Source organism: Micromonospora sp. DH13 (assembly GCF_020873825.1).
Taxonomy (GTDB): domain Bacteria; phylum Actinomycetota; class Actinomycetes; order Mycobacteriales; family Micromonosporaceae; genus Micromonospora; species Micromonospora haikouensis.
Window position 1 is genome coordinate 14387 of record NZ_JAHWGR010000057.1, and the last position, 17976, is coordinate 32362.

Annotated in this window: 17 protein-coding genes; 9 read left to right on the top strand and 8 right to left on the bottom strand. The window is 75.1% G+C overall.

Annotated elements, in window-relative coordinates; genetic code table 11:
- Nucleotides 1-33: 33 nt before the first annotated feature.
- Nucleotides 34-645: a histidine phosphatase family protein gene (locus LPA42_RS31980; protein WP_077940362.1), complete on the top strand. Its 612-nt coding sequence runs from the start codon at nucleotides 34-36 to the stop codon at nucleotides 643-645.
- Here the strand turns inward: LPA42_RS31980 and LPA42_RS31985 are convergent.
- The 3 genes from LPA42_RS31985 to LPA42_RS31995 all read right to left on the bottom strand — a co-directional run bounded on the left by LPA42_RS31985 (nucleotide 575) and on the right by LPA42_RS31995 (nucleotide 3329).
- On the bottom strand, nucleotides 575-1081 hold the full coding sequence (locus LPA42_RS31985) for an Lrp/AsnC family transcriptional regulator (RefSeq protein ID WP_077940363.1): 507 nt from the start codon (nucleotides 1079-1081) through the stop codon (nucleotides 575-577). The two genes, LPA42_RS31980 and LPA42_RS31985, sit on opposite strands and share 71 nt — an antisense overlap.
- A gap of 94 nt (nucleotides 1082-1175) precedes the next feature.
- A complete protein-coding gene (locus LPA42_RS31990; protein WP_077940364.1) occupies nucleotides 1176-2060 on the bottom strand; it encodes a peptidoglycan DD-metalloendopeptidase family protein in 885 nt (294 codons plus the stop codon).
- A 126-nt stretch (nucleotides 2061-2186) separates the two neighbouring features.
- On the bottom strand, nucleotides 2187-3329 hold the full coding sequence (locus LPA42_RS31995) for an acyl-CoA dehydrogenase family protein (RefSeq protein WP_077940365.1): 1143 nt from the start codon (nucleotides 3327-3329) through the stop codon (nucleotides 2187-2189).
- A 247-nt stretch (nucleotides 3330-3576) separates the two neighbouring features.
- Here LPA42_RS31995 and LPA42_RS32000 point away from each other — a divergent pair, with 247 nt between their 5' ends.
- A complete protein-coding gene (locus LPA42_RS32000) occupies nucleotides 3577-3801 on the top strand; it encodes a hypothetical protein (RefSeq protein ID WP_077940366.1) in 225 nt (74 codons plus the stop codon).
- A 49-nt stretch (nucleotides 3802-3850) separates the two neighbouring features.
- Nucleotides 3851-4771, top strand: coding sequence for a 5'-3' exonuclease (locus LPA42_RS32005; protein ID WP_077940367.1), 921 nt, complete (start codon nucleotides 3851-3853; stop codon nucleotides 4769-4771).
- A 107-nt stretch (nucleotides 4772-4878) separates the two neighbouring features.
- Here LPA42_RS32005 and LPA42_RS32010 read toward each other — a convergent pair whose 3' ends face one another.
- Both LPA42_RS32010 and LPA42_RS32015 read right to left on the bottom strand, forming a co-directional pair.
- Entirely contained in the window at nucleotides 4879-5769 is an 891-nt protein-coding gene (locus LPA42_RS32010; protein ID WP_077940368.1) for an MHYT domain-containing protein, read from the bottom strand.
- A 165-nt stretch (nucleotides 5770-5934) separates the two neighbouring features.
- On the bottom strand, nucleotides 5935-8736 hold the full coding sequence (locus LPA42_RS32015) for an RNA helicase (RefSeq protein WP_077940369.1): 2802 nt from the start codon (nucleotides 8734-8736) through the stop codon (nucleotides 5935-5937).
- 87 nt (nucleotides 8737-8823) lie between these two features.
- On the opposite strand from LPA42_RS32015, the gene LPA42_RS32020 reads away from it, so the two are divergent.
- From LPA42_RS32020 to LPA42_RS32040, 5 genes are all read left to right on the top strand, one after another.
- Nucleotides 8824-9591 carry an HAD family hydrolase gene (locus LPA42_RS32020; RefSeq protein ID WP_077940371.1) on the top strand — a complete coding sequence of 256 codons (768 nt, stop codon included), beginning with the start codon at nucleotides 8824-8826 and terminating at the stop codon, nucleotides 9589-9591.
- Between the two features lie 230 nt (nucleotides 9592-9821).
- Nucleotides 9822-10526 (top strand): tryptophan 2,3-dioxygenase family protein, encoded by a 705-nt coding sequence (locus tag LPA42_RS32025; protein WP_077940370.1) that lies wholly within the window; start codon nucleotides 9822-9824, stop codon nucleotides 10524-10526.
- Nucleotides 10527-10589: 63 nt separating this feature from the next.
- A complete protein-coding gene (locus LPA42_RS32030; RefSeq protein ID WP_308291165.1) occupies nucleotides 10590-11888 on the top strand; it encodes a hypothetical protein in 1299 nt (432 codons plus the stop codon).
- Nucleotides 11885-13063: an aminotransferase class V-fold PLP-dependent enzyme gene (locus LPA42_RS32035; protein WP_228987088.1), complete on the top strand. Its 1179-nt coding sequence runs from the start codon at nucleotides 11885-11887 to the stop codon at nucleotides 13061-13063. Before LPA42_RS32030 ends, LPA42_RS32035 begins: the two co-directional genes overlap by 4 nt.
- The gene (locus LPA42_RS32040) at nucleotides 13060-14085 is read left to right on the top strand and encodes a methyltransferase (RefSeq protein WP_228987089.1); all 1026 of its coding nucleotides are present in this window, start codon (nucleotides 13060-13062) and stop codon (nucleotides 14083-14085) included. Before LPA42_RS32035 ends, LPA42_RS32040 begins: the two co-directional genes overlap by 4 nt.
- Before the next feature lie 43 nt (nucleotides 14086-14128).
- Here the strand turns inward: LPA42_RS32040 and LPA42_RS32045 are convergent, their stop codons facing one another.
- Nucleotides 14129-15145, bottom strand: a complete 1017-nt coding sequence (locus tag LPA42_RS32045) for a methyltransferase (RefSeq protein WP_077940375.1) — start codon at nucleotides 15143-15145, stop codon at nucleotides 14129-14131.
- A 56-nt stretch (nucleotides 15146-15201) separates the two neighbouring features.
- A complete protein-coding gene (locus tag LPA42_RS32050; RefSeq protein WP_228987090.1) occupies nucleotides 15202-15912 on the bottom strand; it encodes an ATP-binding protein in 711 nt (236 codons plus the stop codon).
- 341 nt (nucleotides 15913-16253) lie between these two features.
- On the opposite strand from LPA42_RS32050, the gene LPA42_RS32055 reads away from it, so the two are divergent.
- On the top strand, nucleotides 16254-17051 hold the full coding sequence (locus LPA42_RS32055; protein WP_228987091.1) for a zf-HC2 domain-containing protein: 798 nt from the start codon (nucleotides 16254-16256) through the stop codon (nucleotides 17049-17051).
- 85 nt (nucleotides 17052-17136) lie between these two features.
- Here LPA42_RS32055 and LPA42_RS32060 read toward each other — a convergent pair whose 3' ends face one another.
- Nucleotides 17137-17745, bottom strand: coding sequence for a sigma-70 family RNA polymerase sigma factor (locus LPA42_RS32060; RefSeq protein ID WP_077940378.1), 609 nt, complete (start codon nucleotides 17743-17745; stop codon nucleotides 17137-17139).
- Nucleotides 17746-17976: the final 231 nt, after the last annotated feature.

Below are 17976 nucleotides of genomic sequence, written 5' to 3' on the forward strand. Positions count from 1 at the left end.
TCGGCCGACGGGCGGGGCTGGTTGACTGGGCGGATGGGAGAGATCGTCCTCGTCCGCCACGGCGAGACCGAGTGGAGCGCCAGCCGCCGGCACACCTCGTACACCGATCTGGAGCTCACCGACGACGGCGAGCGGGAGGCCCGTGGCCTCGCCGCGCTCCTGGCCGGCCGGCGCTTCGCCCTGGTGCTGGCCAGCCCGCGCCGCCGCGCGCTGCGCACCGCCGAACTGGCCGGGCTGGCCGTCACGGCGGTCGACGAGGACCTGGCCGAGTGGAACTACGGCCGGTACGAGGGCGTCACCACCGCCGACATCCACACCACTCGCCCGGGATGGAACATCTGGACCGACGGCTGCCCCGCCGGGGAGTCACCCGCCGAGGTGGGCGCGCGGCTCGACCGGGTTTTGGCCCGCGCCGCCGCCGCGCTCGCCGACGGCGACGTCGCCCTGGTCGGCCACGCGCACAGCCTGCGGGTGCTGGGCGCCCGGTGGATCGGCCTGCCGCCGTGGGGCGGCGGGCTGCTGCGGCTGGACACCGCCACGGTCAGCACCCTCGGCCACGAGCACGGCCGGCCGGTCATCCTGCGGTGGAACCAGCCGCCTCCCCCGCCGCCCGGGACCGCGCCCGGGCCGACAGCTCGCCGTTGATCTTCGGCGGCCGGTTCTCGTACGGGGTGGACAGGACCACGGTGGTGCGGGTGGTGACGTTCGCGGCCGTGCGGATCTCCTGGAGCAGCCGCTCCAGGTCGGCCGGGGAGGCCACCCGCACCAGCAGCAGGTAGAAGTCCTCCCCCGCCACCGAGTAGCAGGAGTCGATCTCGGGCAGGTGGGCCAGCCGCTCCGGGGCGTCGTCGGGCTGCGACGGGTCGAACGGCCGGATCGCCACGAACGCGCTCAGCGGCAGGTCCACCGCCTCGAAGGAGACCCGGGCGGCATACCCCCGGATCACCCCGCGCTGCTCCAGCCGGCGGACCCGCTGGTGCACGGCGGACACCGACAGGCCCACCTTCTCCGCCAGATCCGTGTACGACAGCCGCCCGTCGGCGGTCAGCGCCGCGACGATGGCCCGGTCGATCTCCTCCACGGCGTGCAACCTACCGGTAAAAGCGCTCCCACGCGACGACGCCCCCGCCCTACGTGACGCCCGGTGCACCTCAGGTGACCTTCCGCAGTGGGCCTCAGTCCCACTGGTCCTGGTTGAGGAAGCGGGCGAAGCCGCGCCAGGAGTTCGGGCCCATCACCCCGTCGACCGGGCCGGTGTAGCCCCAGCCGGAGGCGAGCCGCTGGACGGCCTTCCAGGTGTTGACCCCGGGCACGCCGTCGATCGGGCCGGTGTAGCCGTAGCCGCGCATGGCCCGCTGCAGGGCGGCGTAGGTGTTCACCCCGGGCACGCCGTCGATCGGGCCCGTGTAGCCCGACGTGATCCGCAGCCAGTTCTGCATCCGCTTGTAGCAGATGGGGCCCGGGATGCCGTCCTGCTCGGTGGTCGTCTTGGGCAGGCCGCCGCCCGGGTTCTGGCCGACGTAGGTCAGCGGATTGATCCGCACCCCGCTCGGGTTGATCATGTGCCAGTGCAGGTGCGGGCCGGTGGAGTTGCCGGAACCGGGGGCACCGACGGCACCCCCGGAACGCCCCACCACCGTCCCGGCGGCGACGGCGGTGCCGTCGGACAGCAGGAACTGCGACAGGTGCATGTACTGGCTGCGGTAGCCGTCGGCGTGGTGGATGGTCACGGTATGCCCGCCCGTGCCGTTGTTCGGGATGTTCTGGATCGTCCCGGCGCCGCAGGCCGGCAGGTTCGTGCCGACGCCCATCCCGAAGTCGATGCCGCCCAGCGAGCCGCTGCTGAGGTGCTCCTCCCAGGTGCCGGTGATCGGGTAGCCGGCGAACGGGTTGTAGATGGCGGGCGCCGCGTGGGCCATCCCCGGCAGGCCGACGACGCCGCCGACGGTGAGGGCGCCGGTGGTCAGCGCCGCACCCCGCAGCAGCGTACGGCGGCTGAGCCCGGCCTGCGGCGGCGCGGACGGGCCGCCGCAGCAGCCGGGCGGGTTCTCGTGATCCATGCGCGGGCCTCCGTACGGTCGTCGACGGACCATGGCAAGCAGAGGCTAGCCATCAGATAGTCGAACATCAATCGTTGACACCGGGGGCCGGCGGTGCGGGGCCGGGCCCGCACCGCCGGCGCGCGCTCAGCCCCTGGCCAGGGCGCGGGAGATCACCAGGCGCTGGATCTGGTTGGTGCCCTCGACGATCTGGAGCACCTTCGCCTCCCGCAGGTAGCGCTCGACGGGATGGTCGGCGACGTAGCCGGCCCCGCCGAGCACCTGCACCGCGTCGATGGTCACCCGCATCGCCACGTCCGTGGCGAACAGCTTCGCCTTCGCCGCCTCGATCGAGTACGGCCGGCCGGCGTCGCGCAGCCGCGCGGCGGCCAGCATGAGCGCGCGGGCGGCGGAGATCTGGGTGGCGTGGTCGGCCAGGGTGAAGCCGAGGCCCTGGAAGTCGACGATCGCCCGCCCGAACTGCCGACGCTCACGGGCGTAGCCGACCGCGTAGTCGAGGGCGGCCTGGGCCAGGCCGACGGCGCAGGCGGCGATGCCGAGACGGCCGGAGTCCAGGGCTGACATGGCGATGGTGAAGCCGGCGCCCTCCCCGCCGATGAGGCGGTCGGCGGGCACGCGGGCGTCGTCGAAGGCGACCTGCGCCACCGGGGAGGCGTGCAGGCCCATGGTCCGCTCGGCGGCCTGCGGCAGGATGCCGGGGGTGTCGCGGTCGGCGAGCAGGCAGGAGATGCCCTTCGGGCCGGGCCCGCCGGTGCGGCAGAAGATGTTGTAGAAGTCGGCCACCTGCGCGTGGGTGATCCACGCCTTGGTGCCGGTGACCACGTACGCCTCGCCGTCGCGCACGGCCCTCGTGGTCAGCGCCGCCGCGTCCGAGCCACCCTGCGGCTCCGACAGGCAGTACGCGCCGAGCAGCTCGCCGCCGATCATGTCGGGCAGCAGCTTGCGCTGGGCGTCCGTGCCGAACTGCGCCAGGGGGTAGCAGGACAGGGTGTGCACGCTGACCGCCTCGGCGACGGCGAGCCAGCGGCTGGCGAGGACCTCCAGCACCTGCAGGTACACCTCGTACGGCTGGGCGGCCCCGCCGTGCTCCTCGGCGTAGGGCAGGCCGAGCAGGCCGGCGCGGCCGAGGGTGCGCAGCACCTCCCGGGGGAACTCGGCGCGGGACTCGAACCCGGCGGCGCGGGGGGCGAGTTCCCGGTCGGCGAGTTCGGTGGCGAGGTCGAGCAGGTCGTGGGCCTCGTCAGTGGGCAGGATCCGGTCGACGGTCATAGCGCGCTGAGCTCCGTGGGGGTGGTGTTGAGCCGGTCTCGCCGCCCGTCGTGCGGACGGCGTCGGGTTCCGGTGGCCGGTTCTGCCGTCGGTTCCCACCCTGTGAGCTTAACGGTCGTTTGGTCTCCTGCGGGAGGCGCTCGCGGCGGCGGTGTCGCGTCGAACCCGCCCGAGGCGGGCGGCGACGTCGATAGCCTGGACCCACGCCGGCACCGGAACACCGGCCGACGGACGGGAAGGCGACGCGATGGGCGGCGAGCGGGACCGCGGGGCGCGGCGCCGGCGCGGGCTGCTGTGGGCCGGCATCCTCGCCGTCGCCGGGCTGGTGCTGCTCGCGGTGGGCCTCACCGTCGCCAACGGGGCGCTCGCGTGGCTGGAGGCGGCCGTCGCCCTCGTCCTGCTGGTGGCGAGCTACGCCGTGCAGCGCCTCGCCCGCCGGGAGACGCTCTACCGGCACGACGGGCCGCGCTGACCGCCGCGCCGCGCCCGGATCGTCGGACGCCTGTGCCAGGCTGTCCGGCGTGGCACACCGACCCCCGATCCTGCTGATCGACGCTCCCAGCCTCTACTTCCGGGCCTACTTCGGCGTCCCCGAGTCCGCCGCGCGGGCCACCGACGGCAGCCCCGTCAACGCGGTGCGCGGCTTCCTCGACATGCTCACCACGCTGGTGCGCACCCGCCGCCCCGACCGGATGGTCTGCGCCCTGGACCACGACTGGCGTCCCGACTGGCGGGTGGCGCTCCTGCCGTCGTACAAGGCGCACCGGGTGGCCGCGGAGGGGGGCGAGGAGGTGCCCGACACCCTCGGCCCGCAGGTGCCGGTGATCCTGGACGTGCTGGCCGCGATCGGCATCACGGCGGTCGGCGCCACCGGTTACGAGGCCGACGACGTGCTGGGCACGCTGTCGGTGACCCAGCCCGCGCCGGCGGAGGTGGTCTCCGGCGACCGGGACCTGTTCCAGCTCGTCGACGACGCGCGCGGGGTGCAGCTGCTCTACGTCGGGCGGGGCGTGGCGAAGCTGGAGGACTGCGACGACGCGGCGGTGCGCGCCCGCTACGGGGTGCCCGCCGACCGGTACGCCGACTTCGCGGCCCTGCGCGGCGACCCGAGCGACGGGCTGCCCGGGGTGCCGGGCGTCGGCGAGAAGACCGCGGCCCGGCTGGTCGACCGGTACGGCGGCGTCGCCGGCATCCTCGCCGCGCTCGACGAACCGGGCTCCGGGTTCGCCCCGGGCCTGCGGGCCCGGCTGGACGCCGCGCGCGACTACCTGGCCGTCGCGCCGACGGTGGTGCGGGTGGCGCTGGACGTGCCGCTGCCGGAGCTGCCCACGGCGCTGCCGCAGGCCCCGGCCGACCCGGACCGGCTGCTGGAGCTGGCCGAGCGCTGGAACCTGGCCGGTTCCTGCCGCCGCCTCGTCGACGCCCTCGCCACCCGCGACTGATCGCGCCGCCCGGCCTCGCCGCCAGCGACCGCGGCCCGGGCCGAGCCCCGGGCCCGGTGAACGTGCCGGCCGGGTCCGGCGAGGACGGCGTCCGGCCCGGCGCGGGGTCAGCGCGGCGGGTCGACGCGGCGGGTCGGGAACGTGCTGCCGGGCCGGGCCAGGGTGCCGCGGGCGCGCAGCCCGACCGGGTCCGGAGCCGGCTGCGGATCCGGCACGCTCGCCCCGGCCGGGTCGACCCGGCGCGCGTCGAGGTAGGCGGCGCCGGCCCGGTCCTCCTCGGTGGGCGCCGCGAGCAGGGCGTAGACCAGCCCCACCACCACGAAGATCACCGCGAGGACGATGGGCACCAGCAGGGTGCTGAAACCGGCACCGGTGATCTCGCCCTGCTGCTCGTGCAGGTGCACCGACAGGGCGCTCATGCCGGTGAAGTGCATGCCGTTGACGGCGACGCCCATCACCAGCGCGGACGCGGCGACGGCCAGGGCGCGGCGCACGGTGACGGCCAGCCACAGCGCCACGGTCGCCGCGACCACGGCGATCGCCACCGACAGGGCGACCCGGACGCCGTCGTAGCCGAGGGAACCGCCGAGCCGCATCGCCGCCATCCCGGTGTAGTGCATGGCGGCGACCCCGGCCCCGGTGAACACGCCACCGACGCCGATGCGCAGCGCGGAGACCCGGCCGGTGCCGACGATGGCCAGGCCGATGCCGACCGCGACCACGGCAATGAGGGCGCTGGCCAGGGTGACCGGCACGTCGTAGCGGATCCGGGTGCCCTCGACGGCGAAGCCGAGCATCGCCATGAAGTGCATGCTCCAGATCGCGGTGCCGCCGATCGCCCAGGCGGCGAGGATGCCCCACCACACGCGCTGGCCGGTGGTGGCGGCGACCCGGATGCGGCCCGCGCAGACCAGACCGAGGAACGAGCCCAGCACCGACAGCGCGTAGCTGAGCGCCGGTGTGATCCAGCCGTACTCAAAGTGATTGATCTCCGCCACGGCGGTTGTCCCCCCACCCGGTTACCGACGCGTCAACGACGTGCCGGAGACATGATCGGGGACGCGTTGAGCTGCCGCAACAGCACCCCCCGGCCACTTCGGGGGGTGCTGTTGCGGTGACAGTCCGATGCATGGGACCCGCGCCGAAATGACGCAGGGTGACCGTCAGGCGGTGGCGTGGTAGGCGAGGACACCTCGGTTGACGGCGGCGATGGCCTGCCGGGCCGTGGCGCGCAGCTCGGTGGAGGCGCCGCCGGAGTCGGCGACCTGACCGAGCAGGTCGACGACCTGCCGCGCCCAGCGGACGAAGTCGCCGGCCGGCATCTCGCCGTCGAGCTGGTGCCCGCTGGCGAGCACCTTGGCCAGGGCCTCGCCGCGCGCCCAACGGTAGATCGGCCAGGCGAAGCCGAGGTCGGGCTCGCGGGTGACGGCGAGGCCCCGGGCGGCCTCGTCGGCCTCGATGCCGCTCCACAGGTGCAGCGTCTCGTCCACCGCGTCCGCGACGGGGCCGCGCGGCAGCGACGCCCGCTCGTCGGCGTCGCGGCGGGCCTCGAACACCACCACCGACACGGCGGCGGCCAGCTCCGCCGGGGAGAGCCCGTCCCAGACGCCCCGGCGCAGGCACTCGGCGACCAGCAGGTCGGCCTCGGTCCAGATCCGGCCGAGCATCCGGCCGGCGTCGGTGACGGCGCCGTCGGCCGACAGGTAGCCGCGCGCGGTGAGCAACGCGACGATCCGGTCGAACGTGCGGGCCAGGGAACCGGTGCGGCCGGCGACCCGCTGGCGCAGCTCCTCGGTGTCGCGTTCGAGGCGGCGGCGGCGCTCGGCCCAGCGGGCATGTTCCTCCCGGTCGGGGCAGGCGTGGCAGGGGTGCCGGCGCAGCTCGGTGCGGAGCTGGCTGAGCGCGTGGTCCTCGCCCGCGTCCTGCCGGGACCGGCCGCCGCGCCGACCGCCGTGCCGGTCCAGGCCGGTGCCGCTGACCTCGGCGGCGAGGTCACGACGGGCCGCAGGGGAACGGTGGTTGAAGTGCTTGGGCACCCGGATGCGGGCGAGCACCTCCGCCGGGGTGGTGAAGTCGCCGGGGCTGACCCGCCCGGCCCACCGGTCCTGGGTGAGCACGAGCGGACGGGGCTCGCCGAACCCGCCGGTGGCCGGGTCGAGCACCACCGCGAGGCCGGCGCGCCGCCCGGACGGCACCCGGATCACGTCACCGACGCGCAGCCGCTCCAGCGACGCCACCGCGGCGGCCTTGCGCTGGTGCTGGCCCTGCCGGGCGATGGCGCGCTCCCGGTCGGCGATGGCCACCCGCAGGGCGAAGTACTCGTCGAAGTCGCCGTGGTGGCAGGCCGCCTCCGCGCCGTACGCGTCGATGGTCTCGGTGTTGCGCTGCACCTGCCGGGCCAGGCCGACCACCGACCGGTCGGCCTGGAACTGCGCGAACGAGCTCTCCAGCAGCGCGCGGGCCGGCTCCGCGCCGACCGTGCCGACCAGGTTGACGGCCATGTTGTAGGACGGGCGGAAGCTGGACCGCAGCGGGTAGGTGCGGGTGGAGGCCAGGCCCGCCACGTGCCGGGGGTCGGTCTCGGGCGACCAGACCACGACCGCGTGCCCCTCGACGTCGATGCCGCGGCGGCCGGCGCGCCCGGTGAGCTGGGTGTATTCGCCCGGGGTGAGGTCGACGTGGGCCTCGCCGTTGAACTTCACGAGACGTTCGAGGACGACGCAGCGGGCCGGCATGTTGATGCCCAGCGCCAGGGTCTCGGTGGCGAAGACCGCCTTGACCAGGCCCCGGACGAACAGCTCCTCGACGACCTCCTTGAACACCGGCAGCATGCCGGCGTGGTGGGCGGCCAGGCCGCGCTCCAGGCCGTCGAGCCACTCCCAGTAGCCGAGCACCGTCAGGTCCTCGCCGGGGATGGCGGTGACCCGGGACTCGACGACCCGGCGGATCTCGGCGCGTTCCTCCGGGTTGGTCAGCCGCAGGCCGGCGGCGAGGCACTGCTGCACGGCGGCGGCGCAGCCGGCGCGGCTGAAGATGAACAGGATCGCCGGCAGCAGCCCCTCGCGGTCGAGCCGGTCCACGATGTCCGGGCGCAGCGGGCCCCGCCAGCGCGGCCCGCGCCGGCCGCCGCCCGGCCCGGCGCTGCGCCCCTCCCCCAGCTCCAGGCGGCGCATCGTCTCCCGGGTGTAGCGCAGCAGCTCCGGGTGCACGTCGTGCTTGCGGGCGGCGTCGGCGTCGTGGAACAGGTCGAACATCCGCTTGCCGACGAGCATGTGCTGCCACAGCGGCACCGGGCGGTGCTCGCTGACCACCACGGCGGTCTCGCCGCGCACGGTGACCAGCCAGTCGGCGAACTCCTCGGCGTTGGAGACGGTCGCCGACAGCGAGACCAGGGTCACCGAGGCGGGCAGGTGGATGATCACCTCTTCCCAGACCCCGCCGCGGAATCGGTCGGCGAGGTAGTGCACCTCGTCCATGACCACGTAGGCCAGGCCCTCCAGGGTGGCCGAGCCGGCGTAGAGCATGTTGCGCAGCACCTCGGTGGTCATCACGACCACCGGGGCGTCGCCGTTGATCGCGTTGTCGCCGGTGAGCAGGCCGACGTGCTCGACGCCGTAGCGGTCCACCAGGTCGTGGTATTTCTGGTTGGACAGCGCCTTGATCGGCGTGGTGTAGAAGCACTTGCGCCGGGTGGGCGGGGGGCCGTCACCGTCGGCCGCCGCCGGCCGCGCGGGGGCGCCGCGCAGGGCCAGGTGTACGGCGAACTCACCGACCACGGTCTTTCCGGCGCCGGTGGGGGCGCAGACCAGCACGCCGCTGCCCCGTTCCAGGGCCTGGCACGCCTCCCGCTGGAAGTCGTCGAGATCGAACCCCAGGTCAAGGGCGAACTCGTCCAGCGCCGGGAACTGTGAGGCCTGCGCGGCCCGGCGGCGCGCCGCGGCGTACCGCTCGGCGGGGCTCGACATGTCCCCAAGATTAGTGCGTGCCTCCGACGACCACCGCCTCAAGGCCGTCCGACAGGGGGGTCGGGGGCGGTCGGTAGGGTGCACGGCGTGCCGGATCATGCCGAACCGACCCAGTCGACCCCACCCAGCGCCGACGCCGCCGCGGGCGCCCGGGCGTCCCGTCGGCCCGTCGAGGCGGTCCTGTTCGACTTCCACGGCACCCTCGCCCAGGTGGAGGACCCCCACGACTGGGTGCTCGCCGCCGCGCGGGCGTGCGGGGTGAGCCTGGAGCGCATGCGGGCCACGGCGCTGGCCGACCGGCTCCTCACCGCGGGCCGGCCCGGTGGCCCGCTGCCGGCGCGGGTGCCGCCGGCGCTGGCCGAGCTGTGGTCCGAGCGGGACCTCTACCCGCACGCCCACCGGGGCGCGTACACGGCGCTGGCGGCGACCGTGGACGCCGGGATCGACGGCTTCGCCGACGCGCTCTACGAGCGGGTGCTGCGGCCCGACGGGTGGGTGCCGTACCCGGACACCGCCCCGACCCTCGCGGCGCTGCGGTCGGCCGGGGTGAAAGTGGCGGTGGTGAGCAACATCGGCTTCGACATCCGGCCGTTCTTCGCCGCGTGGGGCCTCGACGCCCTGGTGGACGCGTTCGTCCTGTCGTACGAGGTGGGGCGCTGCAAGCCGGATCCGGCGATCTTCTGGCGGGCCTGCGGGATGCTCGGGGTGGACGCGGAGCGGGCGCTGATGGTGGGCGACACCGCGGCGGACGCCGGTGCGGTGCGGGCCGGCTGCGCGGTGCTGGTGCTGCCGGAGGCCGAGCCGGGCCGACCCAACGGGCTGGGCTCCGTGCTCGACCTGGCCCTGCGCGGCTGATCCCGCTTTCCGGTTCGGTCCGGCGGGAGTCGCCTCCCATTCGGCAGCGCGCCGACGAGTCGCATTCTTCCCGATAGAAACGGCCGAGAAGGATGCATTTACCCCGACCGTCGGGCGGCCGGGGACGGGGGGCGTGACATATTGCTCGACGTCGTTGGATAATGTCCGCCGCGATGAGTCGTCGCGGGTCGCGTCCAGGTGCCCCGACGCCAACCGAAGGGGACAATTCCGTGAAGCGGGACCACTCACCCGTGCTGCCGGGCGACGGCGACACCGACTACGCGCGTTACATGCGCGTCGACGAGCTGCTCGACCTGCAGCGCGCCCCGGAGCAGATGATCTGTCGCGACGAGCTGCTCTTCCAGGTGGTCCACCAGTCGACCGAGCTGTGGCTCAAGCTCGCGGCGTCGGAGCTGCGCGAGGCCGCCGCGCGGCTCGACGCCGGCGCGCCGGGCGCGGCCGAGCTGCTGCTGACCCGGGCGACGCTCGGCGTGCGGCTGGTCACCGACCAGCTGGAGATGTTCCGCCACCTGTCCCCCGCCGACTTCCAGGCGATGCAGCCGGCGCTCGGCAACGGCTCCGGCGCGGAATCGCCTGGCTGGCGGCAGGTACAGGCCGCCAGCCGGCGGCTCGGTCGGGCCTTCGCCGACCATCTCGCCGCCGCCGGCGTCGACGTGTCCGCGCTGCCGGGCACCGACGCCGCCGATCCGCTGCACCGGCTGGCCGAGGCCATGGTGGAGTGGGACGAGCGGGTCTCGTCCTGGCGGGTGCGGCACTACCAGGTGGCCCTGCGCATCGGCGGACACGGCCCGGCCGGCACCCCGGGCAGCCCGGCGACGATGCTCGCCCGGCTGATCGACCACCGGTTCTTCCCCGAGCTGTGGCAGCTGCGGGTGGGTGCCGCCGGCGCTACGCCGGCCGCCCCACGGGCCTGACCCGGCCGCCGCCGAAATCGTCGGTTCCTCACCGTCCGTATTTAACACGATCGTAATGTTGAGGTGCCGTTCGTGCGTGAGCTGACGTGTTGGCGATCCGGTCCATCCGATTCCGGGGACTTTCCCTACGCTACGGTGCTCGACGAGTTCCAGCGCGTCGGTAAACACTTTGTCGAAAAAGAACTGCTCGCGCTTCTCGACGAGATACGCACGCGCGTCGTCGCGGCGGGCAGCGCCGTCCCCGGGGCGACAGGGCCGAACCGGCTGCTGCGCGACTTCCTCGACGTCGCGCTCGACAAGTGGGACGGCCGGTACGACTACCGCAGCTATCTGGCGTTGCCCCTGCTCCGGCTGCCCTGCACGGCCGACGACCCCGTCGCCGCCCCAGAGACCGACCCGGCGCGCGCCCGTCGCGACTCCGACCGGCTCCTGGTGCGGCTGGTCGCCGACGCCCTGGCCTTCGAGCTGGCCGCCGCAGCCGGGACCACCACCCTGCTTCCCGAGCAGCGCCCCGGCCCGGAGGCGGTCGCGAAGCGCCTGCGGCTCGGCGTCCGGGCCGCGCTGCCCGCGGTGTCCCGGCTGGACCCGACGCGGACGGTCGACGAACGGGAGCCGGCTGCCGCGGCGAGAGCCCTGCACGCCCTCGCCGCCGCCGACGTCACCGACGACGAGGAGCGCCGGCTGCGGCTGAGCATGCTGCCGGTGTACCGGTCGCACGACGAGTACCTGTTCGTCCGGGTGCTCCAGGCGTACGAGTGCGTCTTCGCCGGGCTCGCCGACGAGCTGCGCGGCACCGTCGCCGCCCTGACCACCGGGGACCCGGCGGCGGCGGCCGACCGGCTGGCGTACGCCCGCGACCGGCTCGCCGCCGCCGGGCCACTGTTCTCACTGCTGGCCACCATGCAGCCGGAGTCCTTCCGGACCTTCCGGGAGTACACCGAAGGGGCCAGCGCCATCCAGTCGCGCTCCTACAAGCTGGTGGAGTCGCTCTGCCGTACCCCCGAGGGGTCGCGGTTGGACTCGGCGGCCTACCGCTCGGTGCCGGAGGTGCGCGAGTGGGTGCTCGCCGGGCACCCGTCGGTCGACGCGGCCCACCGGGCGGCGGTGCGCGCCGGCCGGCTCGCCGGGGCCGACCGCGACCGGGTCGAGCGGGAGATGCGCGCCTTCGCCGACGCGGTGCTCGGGTGGCGGCGCACCCATCACCGGCTGGCGGTCCGGATGCTCGGCGCGCGCCCCGGCACCGGCTACACGGAGGGCACCCCCTACCTGGCCGCCGTCCGCTCCACCCCCGTCTTCACCGCCGTCGGCCACGACCCGTGCCCGGCGGCCCCGCCGACGAACACCGGAGGCTGTCCCGAGTGAGCACACCCGACCCGGCCCCGGCCGCCGACGAGGCACGCTGCCTCGACGCGGACGCGCACGCCGCCCTGCGCGCCGAGTTCCCGCTGCTGGGCACCTGCGTCTACCTGAACAACAACTCCACCGGCGCGGTCCCGCAGGGCGCGCAGCGGGTCCTGGCCGACTACTGGGAGACCCTGCGCGGCTGGCGCGACGACGTGTGGCAGGGCTGGCACGTCGGCCTCGACCGGTACGCCGACTCGGTGGCCGCGCTCATCGGCGCGCCGGCGGGCAGCGTGGTCACCGACGCGAACCTGAGCACCCTGCTGGCCCGGATCGCGTCCTGCTTCGACTACCGCCCGCCCCGCGACCGGGTCGTCACCACCGACCTGGAGTTCCCGACCGTGCCGTTCGTCTGGAACGCGTTCGGCCGCTACGGGGCGCACGCCGACGTGGTCGCCACCGGCGGCGTCCGGTTCGACCAGGACGCCCTTGAGGCGCGCATCGACGAGCGGACGCTGCTGGTGTGCGTGCCGCACGCCAGCTTCGCCTCCGGCGACACCATCGACCTGCCCCGGCTCGTCGCCCACGCCCACGACGCCGGCGCCCTGGTGGTCGTCGACGCCTTCCAGACGGTCGGGGTGCTGCCGCTGGACGTGACCGCGCTGGGCGTGGACGTCGTCCTCGGCGGCGCGCACAAGTGGCTGTGCGGCGTCGGCACCGCCTTCTGCTACGTCCGGCCGGACCTGACGCCCCGGCTGGAACCGGCGGCGACCGGCTGGCAGGCCGGGGACGTCGCGCTGACGTTCCGGCCGTCGACCGGCTGGGCGGCCGGCGCGCAACGGTTCGCCGGCGGCACGCCGTTCCCGCTCACCTCGCTGATCTCCCAGGTGGGCCTGGACCTGCTGGCCGGCGTCGGCGTGCCCGCGATCCGGCGGCACTCCCTGGCCTGCACCGGGCGGATCATCGAGCGGGCCGCCGCCGCCGGGATCGCGGTGGTCAGCCCGACCGAGCCGCACCGCCGCGGCGGCGTCGTCTGCCTCGACGTGCCCGACGGGGAGGCGGTCAAGCGGCGGCTCGCCGCGCGCGACGTGATCTGCAGCTGGCGCGGCTGGCTGCGGGTCGGCCCGCACGTCTACAACACCCTGGAGGAGGTCGACGTGTTCATGGACGCGCTGGAAGAGGAGGTTCGCCGGTGAACGTCACCCTGTCGCCGCGGGCGCTGATGAGCCTGCTCGCCAACGGCCCGAAGGCGATGGACGTGCTGGAGACCGCCCTCACCCTGGGCCTGCTCGACGCGCTGGAGCCCGGCCCCGCCCGCCTCGGTGACCTCGCCGAACGGTTCGGCTTCCGGCCGCTGCGGCTGTACAAGTTCCTGGACTGCCTGGAGAGCCTCGGCGTCGTCACCCGCGAGGAACCCGACGACGACATCGCCGCCGCCCGCTACCGGGCCGAGCCGGGGCTGCGCGACGCCGTGGCCGCGGTCGTCGGGCCGGACGCCGTCGAGCGCGACCGGAACCGCTACCCGTGGCGGGTGCTGCACGGCCGGCTGGCCGAGAGCCTGCGCGGCGAGGTCGGCATGACCGACGAGGACTTCGCGTGGCCGCCGCGCACCGACGAGCAGACCGCCGCGTTCGAGCGGAGCATGGCCGTCGGGCTCGGCCCGGTGCTGGAGACGCTGCACCGGCACGCCGACCGGCTCTGGGCCGACCGGCGCCGCCTGCTCGACGTCGGCGGCGGCGACGGCACCCTCGCCGCCCGCGTGCTCGACGACGCCCCGCACCTGCGGGCCGACGTGTTCAACCTACCGGCGGTGGCGCCCCTGGTGGCCGACACCCGGCAGCGCTGCGGCCACCCGGACCGGCTGGGCTTCGTCGGCGGGGACTTCTTCGCCGAGCCGCTGCCGCCCGGCTACGACGCGCTGGCGTTCGTCCGGGTGCTGCACGACTGGCCCAACGACGTCGCCCGCCGGCTGGTCGAGGCGGCGTACCGGGCCCTCGAACCGGGCGGGCTGCTGCTCATCGGCGAGGAGTTCCGCACCCCGGACCGGCTGGCGATGCAGTTCTTCTGGAGCTACTTCCTGATCGGCGTCGACACCTGCGTCAGCCGGCTGCGGGAGGTCGAGTTCTACACGGGGCTGCTCAAGGAGGTCGGCTTCGAGCGGGTGGCGGTGCTGCCCGGCGGCTGGGAGCTGGTCACCGCGTACAAACCGGCAGCCTGACCGGGTCGGGCGGGCCTGGTGCCCGCCCGACCCGGGCCGCGCGTCAGGCCCGGCGGGCCACCACGGCGCCGTTGGCGCCCGGCGCGTCGAACGTCAGCCGCTCGATGTCGACGAAGCCGGCGTCGGCGAGCCACGCCGCGTACTCGGCGCCGGAGTAGTTCTTGCCGCCCTCGGTCTCGACCAGCATGTTCATGCCCATCAGGGCCGCCTCCGGCGGGCCGGTGCGGTCGTCGTCGAGCAGCAGCTCGCAGATGACGACCGCACCGCCGGACGGCAGCGCGGCGTGGCACTTGGCCAGCAGCGCCCGGTTGGTCGGCTCGTCCCAGTCGTGCAGGATCATGCTGAGCAGGACGACGTCGTGCCCGCCCGGCAGCGCCGGGTCGGCGAGGAAGTCGCCCGCGACCGTGCCGATCCGGTCGGCCAGGCCCTCCGCCGCGATCCGCTCCTGCGCCTTCGCGCACACGTGGGGCAGGTCGAGGATCGTCGCCCGCAGCTGCGGCAGTCGGCGGCAGAACTCGATCGGGAACGCCCCGGCCCCGCCACCGACGTCGAGCAGCCGGGTGTGCGCCCCGAAGTCGTACGTGTCGGCCAGCGCGCGGGCGGTGAAGCTGGAGGTGGAGAACATGGCGTCCCAGAACTGCGCCACCATCTCCGGGTCGACGGTGTCGAACAGCGACTGCTGGGACTGCGGGTCCCAGGTCAGCGGCCGGTTGGTGCGCAGCGCGTCGGCGATGCGGTGCCACGGCAGGTAGGTGCGCAGGTCGGAGTAGCGCACCTGCGCACCGAAGTAGTAGGGCCGCCCCTCCACCAGGAACTGCTCGGCGAGCTCGGTGTTGCGGTAGCCGTCGCCGGCCCGCTCCAGCAGGCCGAGGGACGCGCTCGCGGCCAGCAGGAGGTCGGCGGGGCGCTCGTCGAGCCCGAACTCGGCGGCGGCCTCGGCGACGGTGATCGTCCGGCCGCCAGCGAGGCGGGTGAACAGCCCGAACTCGACGCCGACGGCGAGGGTCTTGAACCCCCAGACGCCGGCCACGAGGCGCATGAGAGGAGAGGGATTGATCATGAAAGCATGAGATCACAGCCCTCGGTCAATCCACAGTAGACACCCCGGCGATCCGGCTACCCGCCCGCCGGCCGGTCTCGCCCCCGCCCCTCGACGGCACGGCCGTGCGCGAGCGAGGGCCACCGGTCCACGGCCCACTCCCACCAGCCACGCCACCCCGGCGGCGGGCCGGGAACGTCGCCGCCGAGTTCGGCGGCATCCGGTGCCTGGAACTGCCCCCGCCAGGTGTCGATGTCCGCCACGCTCATCGGGAAGGTCGTGTGCGGCGCCGTCGCCCAGCGGTGGGTGATTCGGGCGAGCTGGGCGTCCCGGTCGACCGGCAGGTAGACGACGTGGCTGGCCGCCCCGGCCGAGGCGGCCAGCCAGCGCAGGGCCGACCGTTCGTCGCGGCTCCAGAGCCCGAAGTCGAGCACGACGTCCACGCCCAGGCGCAGCGCCTGCAGGGCCAGTGCGATGAGCCGTCCCTCCAGCAGGTCGCGCTTGCCGGCGGGCTGCGACCCGTCGAACAGGGGGATCATCCACTCGTCCGGGGTCAGCCGCAGCGCGCGGTGCGCCGCGGCGAGTTCCTCGGCCCGGGTGGTCTTCCCGGCCCCGGGGAGCCCGACCATCAGGAACATCGTGGCGGGTTCGGGCGGCACGTCACGGTTCGGCATCGCGGCGGGTGCGGGTGCGGGTGCGGGTGCGGCGAGCCTGTCGGTTCCGGTGCGGGACGCCCCGGGCGGGCCGGCGAAGGTGGCCTGGTGCGGTGGACGAGACTGCTGCGACATGGGTCTGCTCCCCGGATCACGCGGGACGATCCGGCAGCCCGGCGAGACGCGCGGCTGCCGGCGGGACACCGATCCGGCGGTACGCCCGGCCCTGACCCCGACGGGGCGGGCGACGAGGCCGCGGTCACGGGCAACCGCGATACCGCCGCTATGCGGCGGCGCGGACGTCCATCGCGGCGAAGCAACCCATGCGCCCACCGTAGCCGAAGACGCCGGCCGGGCCGCCGAGCGCTCGGCCGGGTCGCCGAGATCCACTGCGGGACGTCTCGCCGTCGGAGTTAGTCCCGACGCCCGCCGGATCGCGCGGGAACCACGCCGCGCCGCCGAGCGACTATCGGTACATGCGGTGCGAGCGGTGGCGGGAGATGCTGTCGGCCCAGTTGGACGGGGAGGAGACCCCGACCGAGCGGGTCGCGGCCGAGGGGCACCTGGTCACGTGCGGTGACTGCCGGGCGTGGTTCGAGACAGCCGCGGCGGTGACCCGCCGGGCGCGTACCCGGGTGGTGACGGCGACGCCCGACCTGGCCGACACGGTGCTCGCCGCCGTCGCCGCCGCGCCGCCGACGCGGCGGCGGTGGTCGGCGCGACGGTGGCGGGAGCGGCTGGTCGCCGGGCTGCGGGCCACGCTGGGGCTGGTGGGGGCGGTGCAGGTGGTGTTGGGGCTGGTGCAGGTGGGCCGGGGCACCACCGTCGCCCACGCGCACGCCACCGGGCAGCACCTGTGGCACGAGTCGGCGGCCTGGAACGTCGCCGTCGGCGCCGGATTCCTGTTCGTGGCGGTACGGCGGTTCCCGCCGGCCGGCGTGCTGCCGATGCTCAGCGCCTTCGTGGCGACCCTGGTGCTGCTGTCGGTGAACGACCTGGTGACCGGCCAGGTCGCCGTGTCGCGGCTGGTCAGCCACGCGATCCTGGTGTTCGGCTGGGTGCTCACCGCGCTGCTGTCGCGCCCCGGCCTGCGGCCGGGTGGGCCCGCGCCCCGACAGGGCCGGTCGTCGGGATCCCGCTGGCGCGTCGAGCTGGACGCGCCCGAACCGTCGGCGCCGGCGCTGCGGCTGCTGCCCCCGCACCCGTACTCGGCGCGGGCCCACGCCCGCCCCACCGCGGCGGCCGACGGGCGGGACGACCGGCAGGCCGCCTGAGCGGGCACCGGTTCCCGCGACCCGAGGGCGTCTGGACCGGGCGCGGGGGCGGCCCACCGACCCGCGGGGCGGGCGCCGGGTGGGCTCAGCCGGCCCGCGTCGACCGGGTCGGCCGGCTGTCGGCGTGCCAGGCCGCCACGAGGTCCTCCCGCGCCCGCGCCACCCGGGAGCGGATCGTGCCGACGGGGCAGCCGCACACCTGCGCCGCCTCGGCGTACGACAGGCCGGCGACCTGGGTGGCGACGAACGCCTCCCGGCGCTCCGGGGCCAGAGCGGCGATCAGCTGGCGCAGGACGACCCCGTCGTCCGTGCCCGGCTCGGCCATGCCCGCGCCCTCCGCCGCCGCCTGCCAGTCCGGCAACGCCGCCGTGCGCGGGCGGGTCACCGCCGTGCGGACGTGGTCGACGGCGACGCGGCGGGCGATGCTGAACACCCAGGTGCGGGCCGAGGACCGGCCGGCGAAGCCGGGCAGGCTGCGCAGCGCGCGCAGGAACGTCTCCTGGGTGAGGTCGTCGGCCTCCCCGGGCCCGGCGAGGTGGGCCAGGAACCGCCACACCGGGCCCTGCAGGGCCCGCACGAACGCGGCGGCCGCCGGCTGGTCGCCCGCGCCGGCCAGTCGGGCCCAGCGGGTCACCTGCTCGTCGTCGGCCCCCGCGCCGGCTGCCCACCCCGCTCCGCCACCGGGGCCGCTCACCGGCGGCCGTCCGCGCCGGTGCCGATCGTCGGCCGCGACGGACGGTGCCGTCGGGCGCTCACCTGGACCGGTACGGTCCGCGACGCTGCTCGGTTCACGTGGTCTGTCTCCCGGCCCAGCTCCGGCGGTTGGCACCCTCCGCCGGGGCGAAGGGCCGATCTCGATACGCCGCCCGGAAGCGCCGCACCCCGGTTTGTCGGCCCCCACCCCCAAAAAGTTCCCACCCACCCG